This is a genomic window from Arthrobacter sp. 01N442, assembly GCF_056399345.1.
The window spans coordinates 493,575-515,824 of sequence record NZ_JBFTRD010000002.1 but is presented as its reverse complement, the minus strand read 5'-3'; the positions used below and the strand labels follow the sequence as shown (position 1 = coordinate 515,824).

The 22,250-nt window shown below is 66.0% G+C and carries 19 protein-coding genes and 2 tRNA genes; 10 read left to right on the top strand and 11 right to left on the bottom strand.

Annotated features, from left to right (window positions below; genetic code table 11):
* The first annotated feature begins 52 nt into the window (after positions 1–52).
* The 6 genes from gyrA to AC1DNC_RS04815 all read left to right on the top strand — a co-directional run bounded on the left by gyrA (position 53) and on the right by AC1DNC_RS04815 (position 4,907).
* Entirely contained in the window at positions 53–2,761 is a 2,709-nt protein-coding gene (gene gyrA / locus AC1DNC_RS04840) for a DNA gyrase subunit A (RefSeq protein WP_476861412.1), read from the top strand.
* Positions 2,758–3,381, top strand: coding sequence for a DUF3566 domain-containing protein (locus AC1DNC_RS04835; protein ID WP_476861411.1), 624 nt, complete (start codon positions 2,758–2,760; stop codon positions 3,379–3,381). The genes gyrA and AC1DNC_RS04835 overlap by 4 nt, the downstream gene beginning before the upstream one ends.
* A gap of 98 nt (positions 3,382–3,479) precedes the next feature.
* Positions 3,480–3,553: transfer RNA gene (locus AC1DNC_RS04830), tRNA-Ile, on the top strand.
* Positions 3,554–3,591: 38 nt separating this feature from the next.
* Positions 3,592–3,729 carry a DLW-39 family protein gene (locus AC1DNC_RS04825; protein ID WP_476861410.1) on the top strand — a complete coding sequence of 46 codons (138 nt, stop codon included), beginning with the start codon at positions 3,592–3,594 and terminating at the stop codon, positions 3,727–3,729.
* A 69-nt stretch (positions 3,730–3,798) separates the two neighbouring features.
* Positions 3,799–3,874, top strand: a tRNA-Ala gene (locus tag AC1DNC_RS04820).
* A 118-nt stretch (positions 3,875–3,992) separates the two neighbouring features.
* Positions 3,993–4,907, top strand: a complete 915-nt coding sequence (locus tag AC1DNC_RS04815; RefSeq protein ID WP_476861409.1) for a DMT family transporter — start codon at positions 3,993–3,995, stop codon at positions 4,905–4,907.
* A 30-nt stretch (positions 4,908–4,937) separates the two neighbouring features.
* Here the strand turns inward: AC1DNC_RS04815 and AC1DNC_RS04810 are convergent, their stop codons facing one another.
* Positions 4,938–5,813 carry a glycosyltransferase family 2 protein gene (locus AC1DNC_RS04810; RefSeq protein ID WP_476861408.1) on the bottom strand — a complete coding sequence of 292 codons (876 nt, stop codon included), beginning with the start codon at positions 5,811–5,813 and terminating at the stop codon, positions 4,938–4,940.
* Positions 5,814–5,968: 155 nt separating this feature from the next.
* Positions 5,969–6,919, bottom strand: coding sequence for a hypothetical protein (locus AC1DNC_RS04805; RefSeq protein WP_476861407.1), 951 nt, complete (start codon positions 6,917–6,919; stop codon positions 5,969–5,971).
* Positions 6,920–7,073: 154 nt separating this feature from the next.
* Between AC1DNC_RS04805 and AC1DNC_RS04800 the strand changes: the two genes are divergently transcribed.
* The gene (locus tag AC1DNC_RS04800) at positions 7,074–7,619 is read left to right on the top strand and encodes a peptidylprolyl isomerase (RefSeq protein ID WP_476861406.1); all 546 of its coding nucleotides are present in this window, start codon (positions 7,074–7,076) and stop codon (positions 7,617–7,619) included.
* 8 nt (positions 7,620–7,627) lie between these two features.
* Positions 7,628–8,521 (top strand): rhomboid family intramembrane serine protease, encoded by an 894-nt coding sequence (locus tag AC1DNC_RS04795; RefSeq protein WP_476861405.1) that lies wholly within the window; start codon positions 7,628–7,630, stop codon positions 8,519–8,521.
* A gap of 1,130 nt (positions 8,522–9,651) precedes the next feature.
* Here AC1DNC_RS04795 and AC1DNC_RS04790 read toward each other — a convergent pair.
* Positions 9,652–10,257: a DNA-3-methyladenine glycosylase I gene (locus AC1DNC_RS04790; protein ID WP_476861404.1), complete on the bottom strand. Its 606-nt coding sequence runs from the start codon at positions 10,255–10,257 to the stop codon at positions 9,652–9,654.
* 121 nt (positions 10,258–10,378) lie between these two features.
* Positions 10,379–10,633, bottom strand: a complete 255-nt coding sequence (locus AC1DNC_RS04785; protein ID WP_476861403.1) for a cell division protein CrgA — start codon at positions 10,631–10,633, stop codon at positions 10,379–10,381.
* Positions 10,634–10,813: 180 nt separating this feature from the next.
* On the opposite strand from AC1DNC_RS04785, the gene AC1DNC_RS04780 reads away from it, so the two are divergent.
* Together AC1DNC_RS04780 and AC1DNC_RS04775 are read left to right on the top strand one after the other, a co-directional pair.
* Positions 10,814–11,623 carry a class E sortase gene (locus AC1DNC_RS04780; RefSeq protein ID WP_476861593.1) on the top strand — a complete coding sequence of 270 codons (810 nt, stop codon included), beginning with the start codon at positions 10,814–10,816 and terminating at the stop codon, positions 11,621–11,623.
* 171 nt (positions 11,624–11,794) lie between these two features.
* Positions 11,795–12,436, top strand: coding sequence for an aminodeoxychorismate/anthranilate synthase component II (locus tag AC1DNC_RS04775; protein WP_476861402.1), 642 nt, complete (start codon positions 11,795–11,797; stop codon positions 12,434–12,436).
* Between the two features lie 12 nt (positions 12,437–12,448).
* Here AC1DNC_RS04775 and pknB read toward each other — a convergent pair whose 3' ends face one another.
* The 7 genes from pknB to AC1DNC_RS04740 are packed head-to-tail and all read right to left on the bottom strand — an operon-like array spanning position 12,449 to position 22,045.
* Positions 12,449–14,431 (bottom strand): Stk1 family PASTA domain-containing Ser/Thr kinase, encoded by a 1,983-nt coding sequence (gene pknB / locus AC1DNC_RS04770; RefSeq protein WP_476861401.1) that lies wholly within the window; start codon positions 14,429–14,431, stop codon positions 12,449–12,451.
* Positions 14,432–14,436: 5 nt separating this feature from the next.
* Positions 14,437–16,248: a protein kinase domain-containing protein gene (locus AC1DNC_RS04765; RefSeq protein ID WP_476861400.1), complete on the bottom strand. Its 1,812-nt coding sequence runs from the start codon at positions 16,246–16,248 to the stop codon at positions 14,437–14,439.
* Positions 16,245–17,702 carry a peptidoglycan D,D-transpeptidase FtsI family protein gene (locus AC1DNC_RS04760; protein WP_476861399.1) on the bottom strand — a complete coding sequence of 486 codons (1,458 nt, stop codon included), beginning with the start codon at positions 17,700–17,702 and terminating at the stop codon, positions 16,245–16,247. The genes AC1DNC_RS04765 and AC1DNC_RS04760 overlap by 4 nt, the downstream gene beginning before the upstream one ends.
* Entirely contained in the window at positions 17,699–19,156 is a 1,458-nt protein-coding gene (locus tag AC1DNC_RS04755; protein ID WP_476861398.1) for an FtsW/RodA/SpoVE family cell cycle protein, read from the bottom strand. Before AC1DNC_RS04755 ends, AC1DNC_RS04760 begins: the two co-directional genes overlap by 4 nt.
* On the bottom strand, positions 19,153–20,820 hold the full coding sequence (locus AC1DNC_RS04750) for a PP2C family protein-serine/threonine phosphatase (RefSeq protein ID WP_476861397.1): 1,668 nt from the start codon (positions 20,818–20,820) through the stop codon (positions 19,153–19,155). Before AC1DNC_RS04750 ends, AC1DNC_RS04755 begins: the two co-directional genes overlap by 4 nt.
* Before the next feature lie 2 nt (positions 20,821–20,822).
* Positions 20,823–21,305, bottom strand: a complete 483-nt coding sequence (locus AC1DNC_RS04745) for an FHA domain-containing protein FhaB/FipA (RefSeq protein ID WP_476861396.1) — start codon at positions 21,303–21,305, stop codon at positions 20,823–20,825.
* On the bottom strand, positions 21,302–22,045 hold the full coding sequence (locus AC1DNC_RS04740; protein ID WP_476861395.1) for an FhaA domain-containing protein: 744 nt from the start codon (positions 22,043–22,045) through the stop codon (positions 21,302–21,304). Before AC1DNC_RS04740 ends, AC1DNC_RS04745 begins: the two co-directional genes overlap by 4 nt.
* Positions 22,046–22,250 lie beyond the last annotated feature (205 nt).

Sequence of the window (22,250 nt, the reverse complement as noted above, 5' to 3'; positions counted from 1 at the left end):
ACCAGCCGCATATTCCAGAACCGATATATACCTGAAACGGAAAATATAGACTATGAGTGACGAAACACCCGAGGTCCCGGCCGCTTCCGGCGCGGAACCCGTGCTCGAGGGCACCGTCCTTGATACCGATGTGCTGACCGACCGCGTCGAGCAGGTCGACCTGCAGACCGAGATGCAGCGCTCCTACCTCGACTACGCCATGGCCGTCATCGTGGGACGCGCCTTGCCGGACGTCCGCGACGGCCTCAAGCCGGTTCACCGCCGCGTGCTGTATGCGATGTTCGACGGCGGCTACCGGCCGGACCGGTCCTTCAACAAATGCGCCCGCGTGGTCGGCGAAGTCATGGGCCAGTACCACCCGCACGGCGACACCGCGATCTACGACGCCTTGGTCCGCCTGATCCAAGACTGGACCATGCGCTACCCGCTCGCGCTGGGCCAGGGCAACTTTGGTTCGCCCGGCAATGACGGCGCCGCGGCCCCGCGGTACACCGAAACCAAGATGGCCCCGCTGGCCATGGAAATGGTCCGCGACATCGACGAGGAAACCGTCGACTTCCAGGACAACTACGACGGCAAGAACCAGGAACCGACCATCCTGCCGGCGCGTTTCCCGAACCTGCTGGTGAACGGCTCCTCCGGCATCGCCGTCGGTATGGCCACCAACATTCCGCCGCACAACCTCCGCGAGGTCGCCGACGGTGTCCAGTGGTACCTGGCCAACCCGACCGCGAGCCGTGAAGAGCTGCTTGAGGAACTGATCCAGCGCATCAAGGGACCCGATTTCCCGACCGGCGCCACGATCCTGGGCCACAAGGGCATCGAGGACGCCTACCGCACCGGACGCGGCTCGATCACCATGCGCGCCGTCGTCAACGTCGAGGAACTCCAGGGCCGCACCTGCCTCGTGGTCACCGAGTTGCCCTACCAGGCGAACCCGGACAACCTGGCGATCAAGATCGCCGAGCTCGTCAAGGACGGCAAGATCTCCGGCATCGCCGACCTCCGGGACGAGACCTCGGGCCGCACCGGCCAGCGCCTCGTCATCGTGCTCAAGCGCGACGCCGTGGCCAAGGTGGTGCTGAACAACCTCTACAAGCACACCCAGCTGCAGGACAACTTCGCCGCCAACATGCTGGCAATCGTCGACGGCGTGCCGCGCACGCTCAGCCTCGATGCCTTCATTCGGCACTGGGTGACGCACCAGATGGACGTCATTGCCCGGCGCACCCGGTACCGGTTGCGGAAGGCGGAGGAAGAGGCACACATCCTGCGGGCCCTCCTCAAGGCGCTGGATGCACTCGACGAAGTCATCGCCCTGATCCGTGCCTCCAGCACCACCGAAGAAGCCCGCGACGGGCTGATGGAGCTGCTGGAGATCGACGACGTGCAGGCCCGGGCCATCCTGGACATGCAGCTGCGACGTCTCGCCGCCCTGGAACGCCAGAAGATCCAGGACAAGCACGCCGAACTCGAATCCCTGATCGCCGAGTACAACTCGATCCTGGCCTCCGAGGAACGCCAGCGCGAGATCATCAGCACCGAACTCGCCGAGATTGTTGCCAAGCACGGCGATCACCGCCGCACCAAGGTCCTGCTGGGCTACGACGGCGACATGTCCATCGAGGACCTGATTCCCGAAGAGGAAATGGTCGTCACCATCACCCGCGGCGGCTACGTCAAGCGCACCCGCAGCGACAACTACCGCTCCCAGCAGCGCGGCGGCAAGGGCATCAAGGGCGCGCAACTGCGCGGCGACGACGTCGTCGAGCACTTCTTCGTCACCACGACGCACCACTGGCTGCTGTTCTTCACCAACCTGGGCCGGGTCTACCGTGCCAAGGCGTACGAGCTCGTGGAAGCCGGCCGAGATGCCAAGGGCCAGCACGTGGCAAACCTGATGGCATTCCAGCCGGATGAGCACATCGCCCAGGTGCTGGACCTCCGCGACTACCAGCACGCCCCGTACCTGGTGCTGGCCACCAAGCGCGGTCTGGTCAAGAAAACCCGGCTGGAGGACTACGACACCAACCGCTCCGCCGGCGTGATCGCGATCAACCTGCGCGACGGTGACGAGCTTGTCTCCGCCCAGCTGGTGTCCGAAACCGATGACCTGATGCTGGTCTCCCGCAAGGGCCAGTCGATCCGCTTCACGGCAACGGACGAGGCCCTTCGTCCGATGGGCCGGGCAACGTCGGGCGTGACCGGAATGAAGTTCCGTGAGGACGACGAGCTGCTGGCGGCCGACGTTGTGCAGGACGGATCGTTTGTCTTCATTGTCACCGAAGGCGGCTTCGCCAAGCGGACCGCGGTGGAGGAATACCGCCTCCAGGGCCGCGGCGGCCTTGGTATCAAGGTGGGCAAGTACCAGGAGGAGCGCGGTCACCTTGTCGGTGCCCTCATCGTCAACGAGGAAGACGAAGTCCTGGTGGTCATGGAAGGCGGCAAGGTGGTGCGTTCCTCGGTGTCCGGCGTCCCCGCAAAGGGCCGCGACACCATGGGCGTAATCTTCGCCAAGCCGGACAAGAACGACCGCATCATTGCCGTCGCCCGGAACAGCGAACGCGGCCTCGAGACCGACGAAACAGCCTCCGAAACCGAGGATGAAAGTCGGGCTACGGAGCAGGATGACGTAACGTTGGCTGGAGATACCGGACCGCGCGAGGGGTCCGCAGAGACAGAATCAGTACCGGCCCCGGAGTCAGATGAGTCATCAGGCCATGCCGAACTGGACGAAGACAATACCGGAGGTAACGCGTGAGTAATTCCGACTCATATCCCAAGTCGAGCAGCGGCCCCGGCGGGACGCGGCAGCCAACCGCCGCCCCGCGGGTGAACGCCCCGTCACGCCCGCAGCAGCGCCCGGCTGCCGCAGGCTCCGGCCAGCGCCCCGCCGCCCCCGGCCAGCGTCCGACCGTTCCGGGCCAGCGCCCCGTCGCCGGCCAGCGGCCGGAGACCTCGGGCCAGCGCCCCGCCCAGGGCGCACCCGGACTGGTCAAGCCGGCTCCGAAGGCCAAGGTTCGCCGCGCACGCCTGCTGATCAGCAAGGTCGACCCCTGGTCCGTGCTCAAGATGGCATTCCTGCTCTCCGTTGCGCTCGGTATCGTGACCGTCGTCGCCGCGATTGTTCTCTGGACCGTTCTGGACCTCACCGGCATCTTTGACCAGGTGGACGGGCTCCTCGGAACGCTCGCAGGCACTGAAAGCGGCGGCTTTGAGCTGAAGAAGGTCGCTTCCCTCGGCCAGGTGGCGTCCTTCGCGGTGATTATCGCGGTGATCAACGTCGTGCTGCTGACGGCCTTGTCGATGCTCTCGGCGGTGCTGTACAACATCGCTGCCACCCTCGTCGGCGGCATCGGCGTCACCCTCACGGACGACTAAAACCCGTACTTTTCCCGGATATTCTCCGGGGAAATGCCTCGATTTGAGATCGGGCCGGGATGTGCTGTAAAGTCATATCTCGGCCCGATGAGGCATCGGGGCGTATAGCTCAGGCGGTTAGAGCGCTTCGCTGATAACGAAGAGGTCCCAGGTTCAAGTCCTGGTACGCCCACGGAACCTGTACTGGTTCCTGTAAAGGTCCACCTAAATGTGGACCGGAACGGGGTGCGTGTGAAGAAGTTGCTGGTTGTTGCAGCCACGATCGCAGGCGTCCTGCTCTACAGGAAGGTGCAGGAATCTGAGGCCCGGAAGGCAGTCTGGAGCGATTCGACCGACACGGTTGATTAGCCCGGAACCCCGGCAGGAGCTGGCAACGGCTCCCCGGCACTGGGGTATGATTGACGGGTTGCTTCTTATGGGGGCATGGCGCAATTGGTAGCGCACCTGCTTTGCAAGCAGGGGGTTCGGGGTTCGAGTCCCCGTGCCTCCACCATAGGGAAAGGTCCCGGCTAGCGGAAACGCTGGCCGGGACCTTTTGCGTTAAGTCCCGGATCCCCGTAACGGTCGACCAGGTAACCGGGAGGCCGGCGCCGGCACACTACTGTGGGAGCGTGAACTTCTTCCTCGCCGCCCTTGGCGTGCTGGGTGTCGCCTCCTCCGGCCCCTTGATTGCCGCCACCCTGGGCGCCACGTCTGTCAGCGCCCTCGCCATTGCCTTCTGGCGCAACGCGATCGGTGCGGCCGTGATGGCCGGCCCCGTGCTGGTTCGCCAGCCCCGCCAGTTCGGCCGGGTCACCGGCAGCGAGTTCCGCTGGTCGCTGGCGGCGGCGGTGGCCCTGGCACTGCACTTCGCCTGCTTCATCACCTCGCTGCAGTTGACCTCGGTTGCGGCCGCGACTGCCCTCGTTTGCCTGCAGTCGGGCTGGATCGCCGTTTTCCAGCTCTTCCGCGGGGTCCGGCACCGCTGGCAGGTCCTCGCCGGCCTCGGCCTCGCCTTCGGCGGCGTCGTGGCCATCACCGGCTTCGACATGGGCAGTTCGCCGCAGGCCCTGGTTGGGGACCTCCTAGCGGTTGCCGGAGGCGTGCTGGCGGGTATCTACACCCTGGCCGGCGGCAAGGCCCGCCAGACCATGGGTACCGGCGTCTACACGACGCTCTGCTACGGGATGTGTGCCGCTCTGGTTGCGGTGCTGGCGCTGGCCACCCGTCAGCCGCTGGCAGGCTTCGACGCGACCGGCTGGCTGGGCATCCTGGCCATTACGGTCTGTGCGCAGCTGGTGGGACACACGGCCTTCAACCACCTGTTGGCGACGATGAGCCCGCTGCTGGTTTCGATGATCATCCTGCTGGAAATCCCGGGCGCGGCGCTGTTGGCGGCGGCGTTCCTGGGCGAGACACTGCCGGCGGGAACCTACGCCAGCCTGGGGATGATCCTTGTGGGCCTCGCCGTCGTGGTGATGGGCCAGCGCCGCTCCCGCGCCGTACGGCGCAGCGCGGCCCGGCTCGCGGAGTTGGGGACCGACTAACGTCGGCGGTCGGGTCCGTGCCTGCCGGGTCTACTGACCGCCGCGACGGGCCGGCTGGGCGGTGTTCACGGTGTGGATGGCGCGTAGCAGCTTGGCCGGGAAATACACCGAAAAGAACACCACCATAGGCGCCTTGAGGGCCATCTTCTTGACGTTGTGCGCCTTGTAGGTGCGGTCGAAGCGCGTGACGTAGTAGCGGTAGTCGCGGGGTGAGTCCTCAAGCCGGCGCGCGGACATCCCGGACACCATCTGCGGCCAGTACTGGATCCGCAGGTCGTGGTCGGCGAGGTGGAGGGAGAGGTCTATGTCCTCATGCATCTCATCCTTCTCGTCCCGGCAGGTCTCCAGCCGAATGGTCTCCCACGCGGAACGGCGGAGCGCCATATTCGAGCCGAAAAGGAAGTGGTACTGGTGCTTGGCCAGCTTGAGCATCAGCTGGCGCATCTTGTCGTCGGCTTTGAGGCCGAAGCGGCGCATCGGCATGTCGTAGTAGACGACGGGGCCGGTGGCGGCGTGCACGGACGGGTCTGCGAAGGCCCGCTGGACTTGTTCGACCCAGTCCGGTTCCAGCACCGAGTCGGCGTCGATCCGGCCCAGGATATCGCCGCTGGCATGGTCGAGGCCGAAATTCCGGGTGGGGATGAGTCCCTGGTCCCTATCCTGGCTGATCAGGATGATCGGGCTCTCCGGGTACTCCTGCCGCATCTGGCGGACTATCTCAGCGGTGCGGTCCTTGGACATGTTGTCCACCACGATGATCTCGTGGGCCGGCACGGACTGGTAGATGGCGGCAATGAGGCACTGTCGGATGACGCTTTCCTCGTTGTACGCCGGAATGACGATGGAGACGGCCGGGGGCGGCTCAGCATCGTGTGGGGCATCCACGGAGGGCTCAACGGGTGACATCCCCCCAAATTTAGCACCTGCGCCGTTTATGCGGCCCTTAGCCGGGCGACTCGCTCGGCGAAAGAAAACCAAAAGGAGGGACCCCGCCAGCGGCGGAATCCCTCCTTAAGGAGCGGGCCTTGGGCTGCCGGTTTGTGTCACCGGCAGACGGCGGGCTACTTGGTCTTATCGTCGCCGTTCAGGCTTGCGGCGATGTTCCGTACGGCGGTCTTGGCGTCGGTCGCAACCTTTGCCGAGGAATCGCCGGACTGGGCAGCAACGGCGTCGGCAGCGTCAGCGGACGCTTCGGCCGCCTTGTCTGCTGCGGCAACGGTTGCGTCGGCGGCATCTTCGGCCGTTTCGCTGACGCTCTTCTTGACGTCTTCCTTCACGTCGGTGACCGTCGACGCCGGCACCGGAGCCGGCGTCGCGGGCATGACCGGAGCGGGAGTCTTCCAGGGGTCCTCGATCGGCTTGGAGGCCTTCCAAGCGGCGACGCCCGCGGCCACGGCCGCTGCGATGACGCCGAAGATGAGGAAGCCGCGGTGCTTGGGCTTTTGCGGCTTCGCGATCTCGCCGGTGACGGCACGCGTAGCTTCGGCAGCAGCGGCCTTGATCTGCTGGCCAGCGGTTTGCGCCTGCTCCTGGATGTTGTGGACGACGCCGGAATCAACCAGCCGCTGAGCCACAGCGTCCACGTGGGCCGGGGCACCTTCCAGGGTGCGGTGCACGGCGTCGGAGGCGTGGCCGATCTGGTCCGAAAGACGGGGCAGGTATTCGACCACGACGCGGTCGCGGGCGTTGGCGATCACCGGCGTGGCCTTGTCCAGGGCATCGTGCAGCCGGGGGGTGGCGCTTTCAACGGCATCGTGGATCTTCGGGGCCAGCTGTGCCAGTCCGTCCTGGATCCGGGGGGTCACGGTAGCTACGCCGTCGGCCAGGTTGTGGGCCGCTGACTTCAAGCCCTCCTGGATCTTGGGAGAAGCGGTATCCAGGCTCTGCTGCAGACGGGGAACAGCCCAGTCAACTGCTGCTTCAACACGCGGGCCTGCCCAGTCCTTGGCGTTTTCCACTGCGGTGCTGACTGACTGCTCCAGCTCACGGGCAATACGATCCGTTTTCTTCACAACTACCTCCCGATTAATGTGACGGTTCTGCAGTTAGCCTACGTGTCCCGGACTCCACCGGCTATTCTCAGGGGCGATTTCGGCCCGATTTCACCCAGCGCGGAACTGACAATGCGGCCCCGTGCGCGAGGGCCCGCCGTGGAAGAATAGGGCCATGACTGCCAACGCAACTGCAAAAGCCACTATCCACACGAGCCTCGGCGACATCGTCGTCAATCTCTTCGGCAACCACGCACCCAAGACGGTCGACAACTTCGTTGGCCTGGCCACCGGTGAGAAGGCCTGGACGCACCCGGAAACCGGTGAGGACAAGACCGGTACGCCGCTCTACAACGGCACGATCTTCCACCGCATCATCAAGGACTTCATGATCCAGGCTGGCGACCCGCTGGGCCGCGGCATCGGGGGACCGGGCTACAAGTTCGACGACGAAATCCACCCGGAGCTGACCTTCAACGAACCCTACAAGCTGGCCATGGCCAACGCGGGCATCCAGATGGGCCGGGGCACCAACGGATCCCAGTTCTTCATCACCACCATCCCGACCGGCTGGCTTCAGGGCAAGCACAGCATCTTCGGCGAGGTGGCGGACGAGGAATCCAAGAAGGTTGTCGACGCCATTGAAGGTGTCCGCACCGGCATGGGCGACCGCCCCGTCGAAGACGTCGTCATCAACAGCATTGACGTAGAACAGCTCTAACCCAAGCCATGAGCTACGGAATTCCGGCGGCGGAGCCGTCCGCGCAGATCCCGGTGTGCCCCCGGCACCCGGACCGGCCTGCCTACGTGCGGTGCCAGCGGTGCGGGCGCCCTGCGTGCCCCGACTGCCAGCGGGCGGCCGCCGTCGGATTCCAGTGCGTTGACTGTGTCAACGAAACCAAACGTACGACGCCGACGTCCCGCTCGGTCTACGGCGGTGCCGCCGCGCTGGGCAGGCCCCTGGCCACCCTCGCCATCATCGCGGCCTGCGTACTGGTGTATGTGCTGCAGTGGATAGTCCCCAACGACGGGGTCTACCAGGACTTCGCCTTCGCCACGCCCTACGCCAACCCCGCGTACGGGGCATTCGAGCCCTGGCGGATGCTGACCTCCGCCTTCCTCCATTCCCAAGGCTTTATCCTCCACATCGTGCTCAACATGTACATGCTGTGGATGTTCGGCCAGGCGCTGGAACCCCTTCTGGGTCGTGTCCGCTTCCTGGCCCTCTACCTGCTGTCCGCCATCGGCGGATCGGTCGGCTACCTGCTTTTGACCCCGGCCTATGCACCGGGCCAGGAAGTCACCGGTGTGGTGGGAGCTTCCGGCGCCATCTTCGGCCTCTTCGGCGCCATGCTGGTGGTCCAGCGCCACCGGGGCGGCGACACCCGCCAACTCTGGGTCCTGATCGCCATCAACGGCGTCATTGGCTTTGTGATCCCCCAAATCGCCTGGCAGGCGCACCTCGGCGGCCTGGTCACCGGAGCGCTGTGCGCGGCGGTGATCGCGTACGTGCCGCGGGGCCGTCGCCAGGGCCTCACGCAGGCAGCCGGCCTTGCCGTGGTGCTGTGCCTGCTGATAGCGGCCACCGCCCTGCACGCCGCGGCAACCTCCGTGCCTGCCTAGGCTCACCGCCCCGCTCTGCGCGCTCTCGGCCCGCCCGCTTCAGGGCCCGCCCACTTCCGGCCCGCCCCCGCTGCGGCCTGCCCGCTCCCCGGCCCGCCCCTGCTCCTGCCCGCCCCCGCTGCGGCCTGCCCACTCCCCGCTACGGCCTTGGACCGATGCTGCCCGGATCCGGGATGCCCTGCTCCCGGATCCGCAGCGCTCTTTCGCAACCACAGCACCCCTCGCCCCTCGCTCCGCCTGGGCCGATCCGGCAACTTTTCCACAGGGGTTATCCACACTGTTGGTAACTTACAAGCCTGTAGTTCAGCTGGGCGTGCCGGAGCTGACAGCCCCAGCTGGCAAATTCGGCACAGGGCCCCCACAAGTCTCCACACCTGTGGATAACTCACTGGGGATCGCTTGTGGTTAAGTGGACAACTTCGCATTCGGTGGCGGGCTTCCCCCGGAACGATGAATCCGCTCCCCACCGACGGTTCAGAGACGGCGCTGTCGCCACCGCACGGTCCTGTTTTCCCGCGTCAGCCGCCGGCGCCGGAAGTTGCTGTCCGGGCCGGCCGCGCCATTGGCTGCACACCCTGGCTCAGCCAGGAGTACGGAGGCGGGGTTGCGCATTTATCTGATTTATATCCGGTTATGCACAGGGTTTTTCACAGTGTTAATAACTTGATGCTCTGAGTTTCGTCACCGGGAACGCGCCGCTGCGGGCTCTCACGACGCCAGAGGGAGCTGAAGGGTGCTGACTTATCCCCACCTGTGGATAAGTTGTGGGTAGCGGATTGTTATTAAGTGGACAAGTGCCCAGGGCCCGGCCCCGGGCATATCCCTTCACCGCCCAAGCCATCCGCAGGGTCGCAAGACCCAGGCCCGGCCCGCCGAATGGCCGAGCCAACGGCTGCGCACCCCGCGGAGTGCACCCAGATTGGGAACCACGGCAGTTATCCACAGAGAATCCACACTGTTAATAACTCACAGCCCTGTAATTCAGCCGGCGGGAGCGCCTTGGTCCCCTGATTTGAGTGGGCGGGCCAGCCAATCGTGCCGGTTCCCGGACGTGGTTCTCCGCACGGTCAATCAACAGCCTGTGGATAACTTATTGATTGTTGTGCACAGCTGTGGATGCGGGGGCTTCGCTAGCCGAGCCAGACACCCGAGGTGCCGCGCCGGTGGCTGTCGAGCAGATGGGTGTCCACCATCCCGATGGCCTCCATGAGTGCGTACATCGTCGTGGGGCCGACGAAGGCGAAGCCGCGCTTGCGCAGGGCTTTGGAGAGCGCGACCGATTCCGGCGAGCTCGTGGGGATGTCGGCCAATGCGGTGGGCTCCGGGGTGCTGTCGGGCTGGAAGCTCCACACGAAGTCCACCAGTCCGCCGTCGTCCCTGAGGTTCACGGTGGCCTGGGCGTTGGTTATCGCTGCGCGGATCTTCAGTCGGTTGCGGACAATGCCCGCATCCTTCAGCAGGCGCTCGACGTCGTCCTCGGTAAACGCGGCCACCGTGTCGGGGTGGAAGTCGGCGAACGCCGCGCGGAAGGCGTCCCGCTTGCGCAGGATCGTCGCCCAGGACAGGCCGGCCTGGAACGCCTCGAGGCTGATCCGTTCGTAGAGGCCCTGTTCGTCACGGACCGGCAGCCCCCACTCCGTGTCGTAGTAGTCGCGCAGGAGCGGGTTTGTGGCTGCCCAGGCCGGCCTGGCCAAACCATCGTCGCCGATGATGCAGCCGCTGACGTCGGGGGTCATCTGGATTCCTTTGCTGAAGAGTTGGCTTCCAGCATTATCGCCCGCCCAGGAAGCAGTGGGCGCTTAACGCAGCAGGCCGGCACACTGGGTGTGCCGGCCTGCTGCTCAATGGAAATGGCGCCTAGGAACGCCAGCGCGTGGTCATCAGGAAGCCCGCGATGGCGATGCCGAATCCAGCGACGATGTTCCACGATCCCCAGTCCCGGACCGGGAGGGTGCCTTCGCTGATGTAGAAGGTGATGATCCACAGCAGTCCGATGATCATCAGGCCGAACATCACCGGCTTGAACCAGACGGGGTTGGGCTTGTAGGCCTGCGTCGCAGAAGTCTGCTGTGCGACGCTGGCAGTCCTCTTTCGCGGCTTCGACTCGGGCACGGGTCCTCCTTGACGGGGCTGGATCGGGTGCGGCGCCTCGGCTTGATATCCTGCAGGAAACGGAACAGCCGGCGGTCAACGCGCCCTTGGTGAAGTTTGAAATCCTAATCGCAGCCAATTCTAGCTGTAGTTCAGGCCACACCCCGCCCGCTGCCGATGTCCTAAGGAGAGCCCACGGTGCTGCAGGAGAAGGCCGAATCCCTGGCCGCGCCTGCACGTGGCGCGGACAAAGCTCCACGGGGGACTTTGTCCCTTGCCCTCCAGTTTGGCGGCGAGTTGCTCCTGACCGCGGGCGTAATCCTCCTCCTGTTTGTGGCGTGGCAGCTGTGGTGGACGAACCTCGACGCCGACGCCCGGCAACGCGAGGTCGTCAAGGTCTTCGCGCGGGACCAAGCCGGTCCCGCCGCCCCCGGCTCCAGCGGGCCGAACTCCGGAACCAACCCCGGCCCGGCTGCTTCAAGCCCCGGGAGGGCCGCTGTCGCCCCTGAGCCGGCACCCGGCACGACAATCGGCGTCGTCTACATCCCACGCTTCGGTGCCGACTACACGCGGCCCGTGGTTCAGGGAACCACGCCCGAGGTCCTGGACTCGCTGGGGCTTGGACACTACGGCGGCACCGCGATGCCCGGTGCGGCGGGAAACTTCGCCCTGGCCGGGCACCGGCAAACCCATGGCGCTGTCCTCGACAACATCGACACCCTGGTTCCGGGCGACAGGATCTACGTGCAGACCCGCGACGGATACTACGTCTACCGCTTCCGTAACAGCGAGATCGTGCTGCCCACCGCCACGGAGGTCCTCCTGCCCGTGCCGGGCCAGTCCGCCGCAACCCCGACGGAAAGCTACCTCACTATGACAAGCTGCAACCCGCGTTTCGGTTCACAGGAGCGGATCATCGCCTATTCCGTGCTCGAGCGCTGGCAGCCCGCTTCCGCCGGGCCCCCGGCTGAAATAGCCGCCCAGGTGGCCCACACCCTCGGGGAGGGCTAGACCGATGTACGGATGGATTTTCCGCAAGCTCCCCGGACCTCTGTGGCTGCGGATTGTCACGTCGCTGGTATTGCTGGGCGGCGTGCTGGTATTGATGGTTCAGTTCCTATTTCCCTGGATGGCGCAATTTGGCCCGTTCACTGATTCGACGATTGGTTTAGCAAGGCACCCATGAGCACAACCAAGATCCTGGTCGTAGACAACTACGACAGCTTTGTCTATACCCTGGTCGGCTACCTCCAGGAGCTCGGCGCGGAGACCACGGTGGTCCGCAACGACGACGTGACGCTTGCCGAGGCGATCGAAATGGCGGAGGCCCGCGACGGCGTCCTGATCTCCCCCGGTCCCGGTGCACCGGCGGATGCCGGAGTCTGCATCGAGCTGATCAAATGGTGCGGCAGCCACGATAAGCCCATGTTGGGCGTCTGCCTCGGGCACCAGGCGCTGGCTGAGGCATATGGCGGAACCGTCACTCACGCCCCGGAACTGATGCACGGCAAGACCTCGCTCGTCGAACACCACGGGACCAGCGTCTTCGGCGGCCTGCCGTCGCCCTTTACGGCGACGCGCTACCACTCACTCGCGGCAGTGCGCGAAAGCATCCCGGAGGTCCTGGAAATCACCGCTGAGACGGGCACCGGCGTCGTGATGGGACTGCAGCACCGCACTGCGCCGCTGTGCGGCGTCCAGTTCCACCCCGAGTCGGTCCTCACCGAAGGTGGTTATCTGATGCTGGGGAACTGGCTCGAATCACTCGGCATGGCAGGAGCGGCGGCGCGGGCAGCGGCACTGAGCCCGCTAATTCAGCACTAACCCGGTGCGCTGCTAGGCGCCGGGGTCCAGCAGCTTGCCGACGCCTTCCGTGACATCCGTCTGGGTCGGCGAAGGCGTCGGTGTGGGCGTAGGCGTCGGCGGGGGCGGCGGCGCTTTGGCCACGGTGACGGTGATCGCCTTGCCCTGTTCGACGGCGGCCTGAGCCGCATCGCTTTGCGCCGTCACCTTGCCCGGCTGGACCTGCGTGTTTTCGACTTCCTTGATGATGGCCAGGAGGCCGACCTTCTTCAGTGCAGCCTGCGCCTCGGCCTTCGGCAGGCCGATAAGCTGCGGGACCGCCACCTTGCCGGTCGACACGATGATCTCCACGGTGCTGTCCACGGCTACAGTCTGGGCAGGCGCCGGGTTGGTGGTGATGACGATTCCAGCCGGCACATTGGGGCTGTTGTTCAGGGTGGTTGTTGGGGCGCCGGTCAGACCGGTCCGGCGCAGTTCGTCCCGGGCGTCCGCCTCGGTCCGGCCGGGCAGGTCCTTCGGGATCGTGATCACGCTGGGACCTTCGGAGATGTTAAGGGTGATCTCCGAATTGCTTTCCAGCGAGCTCCCGGCGGTCGGCTCGGTGCCGACGGCGATGCCCTTGGGGATCTTCTCGTGCTGGATGCGCTTCAGTTCCGGTTTCAGGCCGGCGTTGTAGAGCCTTTGCAGCGCCTCGGATTCGGTCAGCGAGGTGACCGGGGGGACGTCCACCTTGGCTACCGGTGCAGGCTTTTGGTTGACCATGTTGTAGAGCCACAGGCCGCCACCGGAGAGGACCAGCAGGGTGAAGATCACCAGCGTGGCAATCCACATCCGGCGGCGGGACTTTTGCCGGGGGGTGGGTTCGCGTTCGGCCGGAAGGCTCAGTTCGAGGCCATCGGTGTCCGGTGCGCTGTGCGGGGCCGGGCCGGATTGGGCGGCGGAAGCCTCGTCGTCAGGTACCGAGAACGGCGTCGGGATACGTCCGGACGGGGCGTCATCGAGGAACTTGGCCCCGGTCAGCGCCAAGGCCGCCGTGGGCGCCACCTGGCCGGTGCCGGCAACCGTGTTGTTCGGATCGGTCGGTGCCTCGCTGGCCGGCAGGAGCGCCACAGCGACGCCGCTGCGGGCTGCCCGGAGCGCCCGCCGGAAAGAAGCAGCGTCCTGGAACCGGTCCGCCCGGTTTTTTTGCAGCGCCTTGGCCAGCACGCTGTCCAGCGCTGCGGACACGTCCGGGTTCAGGCGGCTGGCCGGTTCCGGAATTTCCCGTACGTGCTGATAGGCGACGGAGACCGGGCTGTCGCCGACGAAAGGCGGACGTCCGGTCAGCATCTCGTAGAGCAGGCAGCCGGCAGAGTAGAGGTCGCTGCGCGCGTCGACTGTTTCACCCCGGGCCTGCTCGGGGGAAAGATACTGGGCCGTCCCCACCACAGCCTGGGTCTGCGTCATCGTCGCCGAGGAGTCGGCCATGGCACGGGCTATCCCGAAATCCATCACCTTCACGCTGTTGGAATCGGGACAGAACATGACGTTTGCGGGCTTGATGTCGCGGTGCACGATTCCGGCCTGGTGACTGTATTCGAGGGCGGAGAGCACGCCAAGCGAAAAATCGATCGCTTGGTCGATCGTGACTTCCTTGGCCCGGATCAGGTCGCGGATGGTCTTGCCCGAGACGTACTCCATCACGATGTACGGCACGCGCACGTTGTCCTCGGGACCGCCCGGGACCGCATGGTCCCCGGTGTCGAAGACCGCAACGATGGAGGGATGGTTCAGTGCCGCGACGGCCTGGGCCTCCCGCTTGAACCGGGCCTGGAACTGCGGGTCCCGAGCCAGGTCCGGACGGAGCAGCTTGATGGCAACCGTCCGGCCCAGCCGGGTATCGAGGCCGCGGAACACATCAGCCATGCCGCCGCGGCCGATCAGCTCACCCAGCTCATAGCGACCGCTGAGGACGCGCTGGGCCGACGCCGGGCTGCGGTCCTCCCGGTGCGATGGAGTGCGGGGTGAAGTTGACACGGGGCCTACTTGGTGGAGCTGGCGCTCGGCGAGGGCGAGTCCGTGGCGGGCGTCGGCGCGGCGGCTAGGTGGTAGGTCACTACGGAACCGGCGGGGACCTGCGAACCCGATGCGGGTTCGGAGCTTACGAAGGTGCCCTCGGGCTGGGTTCCGTCGCCTGCCACAGGATCACCCTTCTGCCAGCGCAGGCCGGCCTGTTCGATCGCGCGCTGGACCTGCTTCTCGCTGGCGCCCTGTTCGAATGAAGGGACGGCAACCTTCTCCGGTCCCTTGGAGTAGCTCACGGTGATAGTGTCGCCCGGCTGTACCGGCCCCGACGGATCGATGTCGAGGACCGTGCCGGGAGCGGCGGGGTCAGCGATCTGATTGCCCTTGACCTGCAACCCGAGGCCGTTCAGCTCGGACCGGACGTCGTTGTACGGGCGGCCCTTGTAGGCGTCCGGAATCAGGTTGATGGCGGCCGGAGTCGATTGGGTCGGCGTGGCCGAGCTAACCGTCGGGCTGGGGCTCTTGGAGGTCGGCGCAGCGCTCGTGGTGCTGGCCTTGGCGCTGGTACTGGTGGCGGCCGGCGACGAGGGGAACAAGATTCCCGCCTGCGAGAGGACCACGCCCACCAAGGCAAACAACACCAGGAGGATCAGTGCGATCAACGGCCAGGTCCACGGACTGCGGCCCTTGCGCTGAGGCTCCTGCTCCTCCGGCTCATAGCCGTCATAGTCGTCTTCCTCCTCCGGAACCCAGCTGCGCTCCGCAGCCAGCGCGTCGGCCCGGGAGAGGGCACTGCGGGCGCCGTGACCGCTCGCGGCGGCGGCGCCGGCAGCGAGGCCGGCCGCAGCGCCCGCACCTGCGGCGCCGATCACCGGCAACGCCGACGTCGACCTGTCCTCCGCGGAGATAACGCCGGTCGCGGCGGTGGGGAGATTCACCGGAGCGGTGATCGGCCCGGTGGCCGCTTCGAAGAGCAGCATGCCCGGAACGGCCGCGTGCGCAGCGGCGATATCCCCGTTGCGGATGGCGTCGGATGCCTCGGCCAGCTTGATCGCGTCGGCAGGACGGTTCTTGGGATCCTTGGCCAGCATCGACATCAGGAGCGCACGGACGGGCCGGGGCAGGGTGTCGGGCAAAGGCGGCGGGGCGTCGTTGACCTGGGCCAGCGCAATCGCAATCTGGGATTCACCGGAGAACGGACGGTGCCCGGTGAGGCACTCGTAGCCGATCACGCCGAGCGAGTAGATGTCGGAAGCGCCGGTCGCCGTCTGGCCGGTGGCCTGTTCGGGAGCCAGATACTGGGCCGTGCCCATCACCTGGCCGGTCTGCGTCAGCGGGACCTGGTCGGCCAGCCGCGCGATGCCGAAGTCGGTGACCTTGACCCGGCCGTCCGGGGTGATGAGCAGGTTGCCCGGCTTGATGTCGCGGTGCACGAGGCCCTGGGCGTGCGCAACGGACAAGGCGCGCGCCGTCTGGGAGATCATCGAGAGGGTCCGGTCCGGGGAGAGCACCTGTTCATGCTCGATGATGCTGCTCAGTGGCTGTCCGGGAACGAGTTCCATGACGAGGTAGGCGGAGCCCTCTTCCTCGCCATAGTCAAAGACGTTGGCGATGCCCACGTGGTTCAGCAGGGCGGTGTGCCGCGCCTCGGCCCGGAAACGCTGCAGGAAACCCGGGTCCCCGGTGTATTCCTCTTTGAGGACCTTGATCGCCACGATCCGGCCAAGGATCAGGTCCTTGGCCTTCCAGACTTCTCCCATGCCGCCGATCGCAATGCGTGTGGTCAGCTGGAATCTGCCGCCGAGGGTGATTCCCGATGTAGGCCTCACTTATTCAACACCGCCTCAAAAATCTTCTTCGCGTTCGGACTGGTTAGATTTGCGCCGGTGGTGATGTCCACGCCTTGCATGACAATCGTGACGGCCACTTGCGGGTCATTCGCCGGGGCGAACCCGGTAAACCAAGAATTGTTCAGGCCGGTGCCGAGCTCGGCAGTGCCGGTCTTGCCCGCCACCTCGACGTTGGGAACCGCGGCGCCGCCGGCGATTCCTTCGCTGACCACACTCGTCATCCACTCGGTGATCTGGCGGGCGATTTCCGGGCTGGTGGACGTCCGGAGCGCCTCGGGCCTGGGCTCGTTGAGAATCCGCAGATCGGGAGACCGCAGGGCCTTGATCAGGTTGGGCTTCATCTGGACGCCGCCGTTCGCGATGGCTGCGGTCATCATGTTGATCTGCAACGGCGTGGCACGGACGTCGCGCTGGCCAATTGCAGACTGCGCCAGGCCTGCGTCGTCCAGCGGTTCGCTCGGGAAGGTGCTCTTGGCCATTTCCAGCTTCAGCTGGTCGCCGAAGTTGTCACCGAAGCCAAACTTGGCGGCCTGCTCCTCGATTGCCTTCTGGCCGAGGTCGATAGCGATGCTGGCGAACGGGGTATTGCAGGACTGCTGCAGGGCGAAGGCGAACGAGGCCTTGTCCCGGGTGTAGCAGTTACCGCCGGCGTAGTTCGGCAGCTTGTACTGGATCCCCGGAAATGGCATCTCGGCTGGGTTGGGCAGCACGCTGTCCTTGTTGTACTTGCCGGAGCTGAGGGCCGCCGCCGTGTCGACTATCTTGAAGACCGACCCCGGGGCCAGGAGCGCGCCGGTGGGCCCGCTCACGGACTGGTTCAGGTTGATCCCGGGGATCTTGTTCAGTTTGGTGATGTTGGCTGCTTCAGCGTCTGCATCCTGGGTGGCCACCAGGTTGGGGTCATACGACGGCTTAGACACCATGGCCAGGATCGCACCGGCCTTCGGGTTGGACACCACGATCGAGCCGCGCTGGCCCTCGGGGATAAGGTCGTAGGCAAGCTTCTGGATTTTCGGGTCCAGTGTCAGCTCGACCGAGGCACCCTTTGGCTGGTTGCCCAGGAAAAGCTGGCCCACCCGGTCGAGGAACAACTGGTCGGAGCTGCCGGCGAGCTGTTCGTTCATGGCCAGTTCCATGCCGGTCAGGCCATAGTTCTTGGAGAAGTATCCGGTGATGCCGGCGTAGAGCTCCGGCTGCGGGTAGCTGCGCTGGAACTGGCAGCTCTCGCTGCCCGCGACCGACTGCGCCACGGGCTTGCCGCCCACGATGATGGCGCCGCGGTCGTTGCAGTAGTTCTGCAGCAGCGTGCGCTTGTTCCAGGCATTGGCCTTGAGTTCGTCGGCGCCGACCACCTGCACGTAGCTGAGCGCACCGAAGATCAGCGCGAACATGGCGATCGCGGCGATCCAGGAATTGCGAATGGCCTGGTTCACAGGTGTTTCACCGCCTCGGTGGGAGCGTCTGGACTGGTGCTGGCGCTGCGGGCCGGTGCCGTTACCGGCTTCGGCGGCAGAGCCGTGGTGTCGTTCTTCACTTCAGGATCCTGGCCCGGCGGCAAGGGCGTGGTGTCCACCGGCCCCCGCGCCGTGTGCGAAATCATCAGCAGCAGGCCGACGATGATCCAGTTCGCCAGCAGGGAGGAACCGCCGGCGGCGAGGAACGGCGTCGTAAGTCCGGTCAGCGGGATCAGGCGGGTCACGCCGCCGATCACCACGAAGCACTGCAGCGCGATGGCGAAGGACAGGCCCGTGGCGAGCAGCTTCCCGAACGCGTCCCGGGTCCCGAGCGCCGCCCGGAAACCCCGGGTGAAGAGCAGCAGGTACATCAGCACGATCGCAAAGACGCCGATCAGACCGAGTTCCTCGCCGAAGGACGCGACAATCATGTCGCTGTTGGCGAAGGGGACGAGGTTGGGACGGCCCTGGCCCAGGCCGGTGCCGACCAGTCCACCGTTAGCCATGCCGAAGAGTCCTTCGACGATCTGCCGGCTGCCGCCGAACTCGCGGTCGTAGACCTCGGGGGTGAAGGCATTGACCCAACCGTCGATCCGGAGGGCCACGTGCGAGAAGACCTTGGACGCCACGAAGCCGCCGCCCACCATCAGGACGACGCCGATAATCACCCAGCTGATCCGGCTGGTGGCGACGTAGATCATCACCAGGAACAGCCCGAAGAACAGGATCGAGGTACCGAGGTCGCGCTGGAAGATCAGCACCCCGATGCTGACCAGCCACGCCGTGATCATGGGACCCATGTCCTTGAACCGGGGGAACTGCACGGGGCCGATCTTGCGGCCCGCCAGCAGGATCAGGTCCCGGTTGGAGGAGAGGTAGCCGGCGAAGAAGATGGCGAGCGTGATCTTCGCGATTTCACCCGGCTGGAAAGTCATCGACCCGAGCTTGATCCAGACGCTGGCGCCCAGCACTTCGCCCGCGGAAATGCCCGGCACCAGCGGCAGGATCAGCAGCACCGCGCTGACCGCGAGGGAGATGTAGGTAAAGCGGCGCAGCAGCCGGTGGTCCTTGAGGACGAAGATCACCGCAATGGCCACGGCCATCGCCACAAGGGTCCAGCGCAGCTGGTTATTGCCGGTGTCTTCCCCGACGCGGTCGAGCCGGTTGATCATCGCCAGGCCGAGGCCGTTAAGAGCCACCACGAGCGGAAGTATTACCGGATCGGCATATTTTACGCGGAGGCGCAGCACCACGTGGAAAGCCAGCGCCGCCGCCGCGAGGAGGCCGGACTGGAACCAAAAATCGGTGTCAAAGGCCTTTTGCCGGTCGACACCGACGAGCGCGTTGGCACCAATCCCGACCGCGAGGGCCAGGACCAGCAGGAGCAGCTCGGCGTTGCGGCGCGGCTTGGGCGTGGGATCGATCGGTGTCATTTGCCCCCCTCGCAGTAAGTCGGGGACGGCGTCGGCGTCGGTGTCGGCGTGGCAGATTTGGACCGGGAGGCCGCGCCGGAAGTGGCGCGCGCGGTGGCCTTAGCCGTGCTGGTGCTGGGCGTGGGGGAGGGCGTCAGGCACTCGTCGGCGGGCGCCGTCGTGCCGGTCCGCTGAAGGTTCTTGACGATCCGCTGCGCGTCGTACAGGTCCCGCGCGGGAACAGTCTGGCGTACACGCTGCTGCGAGAACTCAGGCAAGTCAGACATCCGAATATCGGTCACCGTCTCGAGGGTGGAGAGTGGAATGGGGCCCAGTCGCTGGGAGACCCCATTGAAAATGGCAACCCGCTGGTCGTGCTCACCGATGTAATACCGGGTCTGCGTCCAGGCGTAGCCGAGCCACAGGCCGATGCCAAGCACGGCAACGATCGCCGCCGCGATGGAAATGGTCAGCCATCGGCGGTGCCTGACCGGGGGCTTGAAGTCCTCGGCTTCTTCCTTGTCGGGCTCAGCCTTGTGAGTCAGCACCGTGGCCGCCCGGCGGGCCACCGTGCGGCCGGCGATGGACGGAATGGAGCCGGAGGCAGCGGCGGAAGCCGCCGCGCCCACGAGTTCATGGGGGCGGGTGGAGAGTTCTTCACGCAGGACTTCGGCGGACAAGTGCTCGCCAAGGTGCGGGTCCGTGGAGGGCTGGGGTTCCTTCGCCTCGCCGGCGTCCCCACCGGCATTCTCGGACGTCTTGCCGGCGTAGGTGCTGCCGGCGCTCCCGGGCGGCGGCGTGGCCGGTGTGCCGGGCGGCGGTGTGGTCCCGGAAGCCGGCGCTGTCGCGGTTACGGTTGCAGGCTCGGGAATGACCTCGACGGCGGCGGTATTGACGTCGTCCGGCGTCGGTTCGGCGATGTCCACCATGACGACTGTCACGTTGTCCGGGGAACCGGCCTCCAGCGTGAGGTCGACGAGTTTCTCGGTGCACTCGCGCAGGCTTTTGGTCTCCCGGACGGTGCGCTCGACAACATGGCCGGCAACATAGTTGAGCCCGTCGGAGCAGAGCAGCCAGCGTTCCCCGGGTTCGACGTCGAGCACGTCCAGGTCGAGTTCGGGACTGGCATCGACGTCGCCGAGGACCCGCATGAGGACGTTCTTGTGCGGGTGCGTTTCGGCCTCTTCGGGGCGCAGCCGGCCCTCGTCGATGAGCCGCTGGACGAAGGTGTGGTCCACGCTGACCTGCTCGAACTTGCCGTTGCGGAGCCGGTAGGCGCGCGAATCGCCGATGTGCGCGAAGTGGAGCTTGCCCCCGGCCAGCAGCAGGGCAGTAACGGTGGTCCCCATCCCGGCGAGTTTCGGGTTCATGTGGACCAGTTCGGACAGCAGCGAATTGGCGGTCTGGATCTCGTCGGCCAGGACGGTGTCCGCCTCGCCGGCTTCCACGTCGTAGTCGTCGCGGTCCAGATGGATCATGTCCAGCACGGTTGCGGCGGACGCCACGTCTCCGCCGGCGTGCCCGCCCATGCCGTCGGCGACGACGGCGAGGTGGCGGCCAACGTAAGCGGAGTCGTCGTTTTTGGCACGCACACGGCCGACGTCGGAGCGCGCGGCGTAGCGCATGATGAGCGGCCGCTTCGAGGCAGTTGCTGCCTTGTCTGCGGGGGATTCCGGGGCAGCCATGGCTACGGCCTCAATTCAATGACCGTCTTGCCGATTCTCACGGGGACACCCAGCTCAACCGGAAGGGCCCGGGTCAGCTGCTGGTCTGCCAGATATGTGCCGTTGGTGGAGCCGAGGTCCTCGATGAACCAGCGGCTGCCCTGCGGGAACAGGCGTGCGTGCCGGCCGGAGGCGTAGTCATCCTCCAGGACCAGAGTGGCTTCCTGTGCCCGGCCGAGCAGAATGGGGCTCGCAGCCAGCGGAAGGGTGGTGCCTTTCAGCGGTCCTTCCGTGACGACGAGTTGGCGCGCCTGCTGCTTCGCCGGGACGGGTGCGGGCTCGGCCAACGAGGGGTTCCGGCGCACCTGCCGGGCCGTGGGGGCGCCGGCTGCGGCTTTGCGCCCGATCATGAGATCCCGGCGCATGGCCGAGACGATGCTGAAGATGAGGACCCACAGCAGGATTAGGAAACCAAAGCGCAGGGCAGTGATGGTCAGTTCGCTCACGGGCGGCCGCCCGGGTTGGCGGGCAGAAGGCGGAAAATGATTTTGGTCCGTCCCATCGTGATTGTGGCGCCGTCGGTAAGTTCCGAACTGCCCACGACTTTGTGGCCGTTCACGTAGCTGCCGTTCGTTGAGCCTAGGTCGATGGCCTCCGCCGTGCCCTGGCCGGTGCGGATTTCCAGGTGTCGGCGCGACACCCCTGTGTCGTCGATCAGGATGTCCGCTTCGGAGGAACGGCCCAGTACCACCGAGGGCGCGTTCAGCGAATAGCGCTGGCCGTCAATGTCCAGCACGGGCTGGAGGCGGCCGGGCTGGCGGTTCGGGGCGGCGGGCATGACGCCTTGGCTGCCGGGCTGGGCGGGAGAGCCGCCGGCCTTTTCGGTTCGGGAAGTGATCTCGAAATCGCCGGCGCGGCGGTCCTCGTCGCGGCGGAAACTGATGCGCACCGGACCCTGCAGGGTGTACCCCTGGCTGCGGACGTGGTTGATGACGACGTCGCACAGTTCTTCCGCGAGGGGCGTTCCCCATTCCTGGGCCCGCTGGAAATCGTCAGCGCTGAGCAGGACATCGAAAACGTTAGGGGCCAGGGTGCGTCCCGCGGCGATGGTGAGGGCCTTGTTGTCCACTTCCCGGCGGAGGTGGCTGGCTATCTCAACCGGCTCAACCTGCGCGCGGGAACCGGTGGAGAAGACTCCGCGGACGGCCTTTTCGATGCCGCGCTCGACTTTGTCCAGCAAGCCCATGGTCCTTCTCCTTTCCTGGCAGCTGCGGTGCAGCGTTTGTTCGGGAACTCGGTTTCCAACATTCGCGGGAGTCCGCCGTATCCGGGCACTCCTACATCAGATACTACTGGGCAAGGCTGGGAATGGCCTTAATGCGGCCCGCCGCTGCGGCCGGCAAATTTGCTCCGGACCGGCCCTGACGTGCGCGGATGTCCGGCGGACGGCT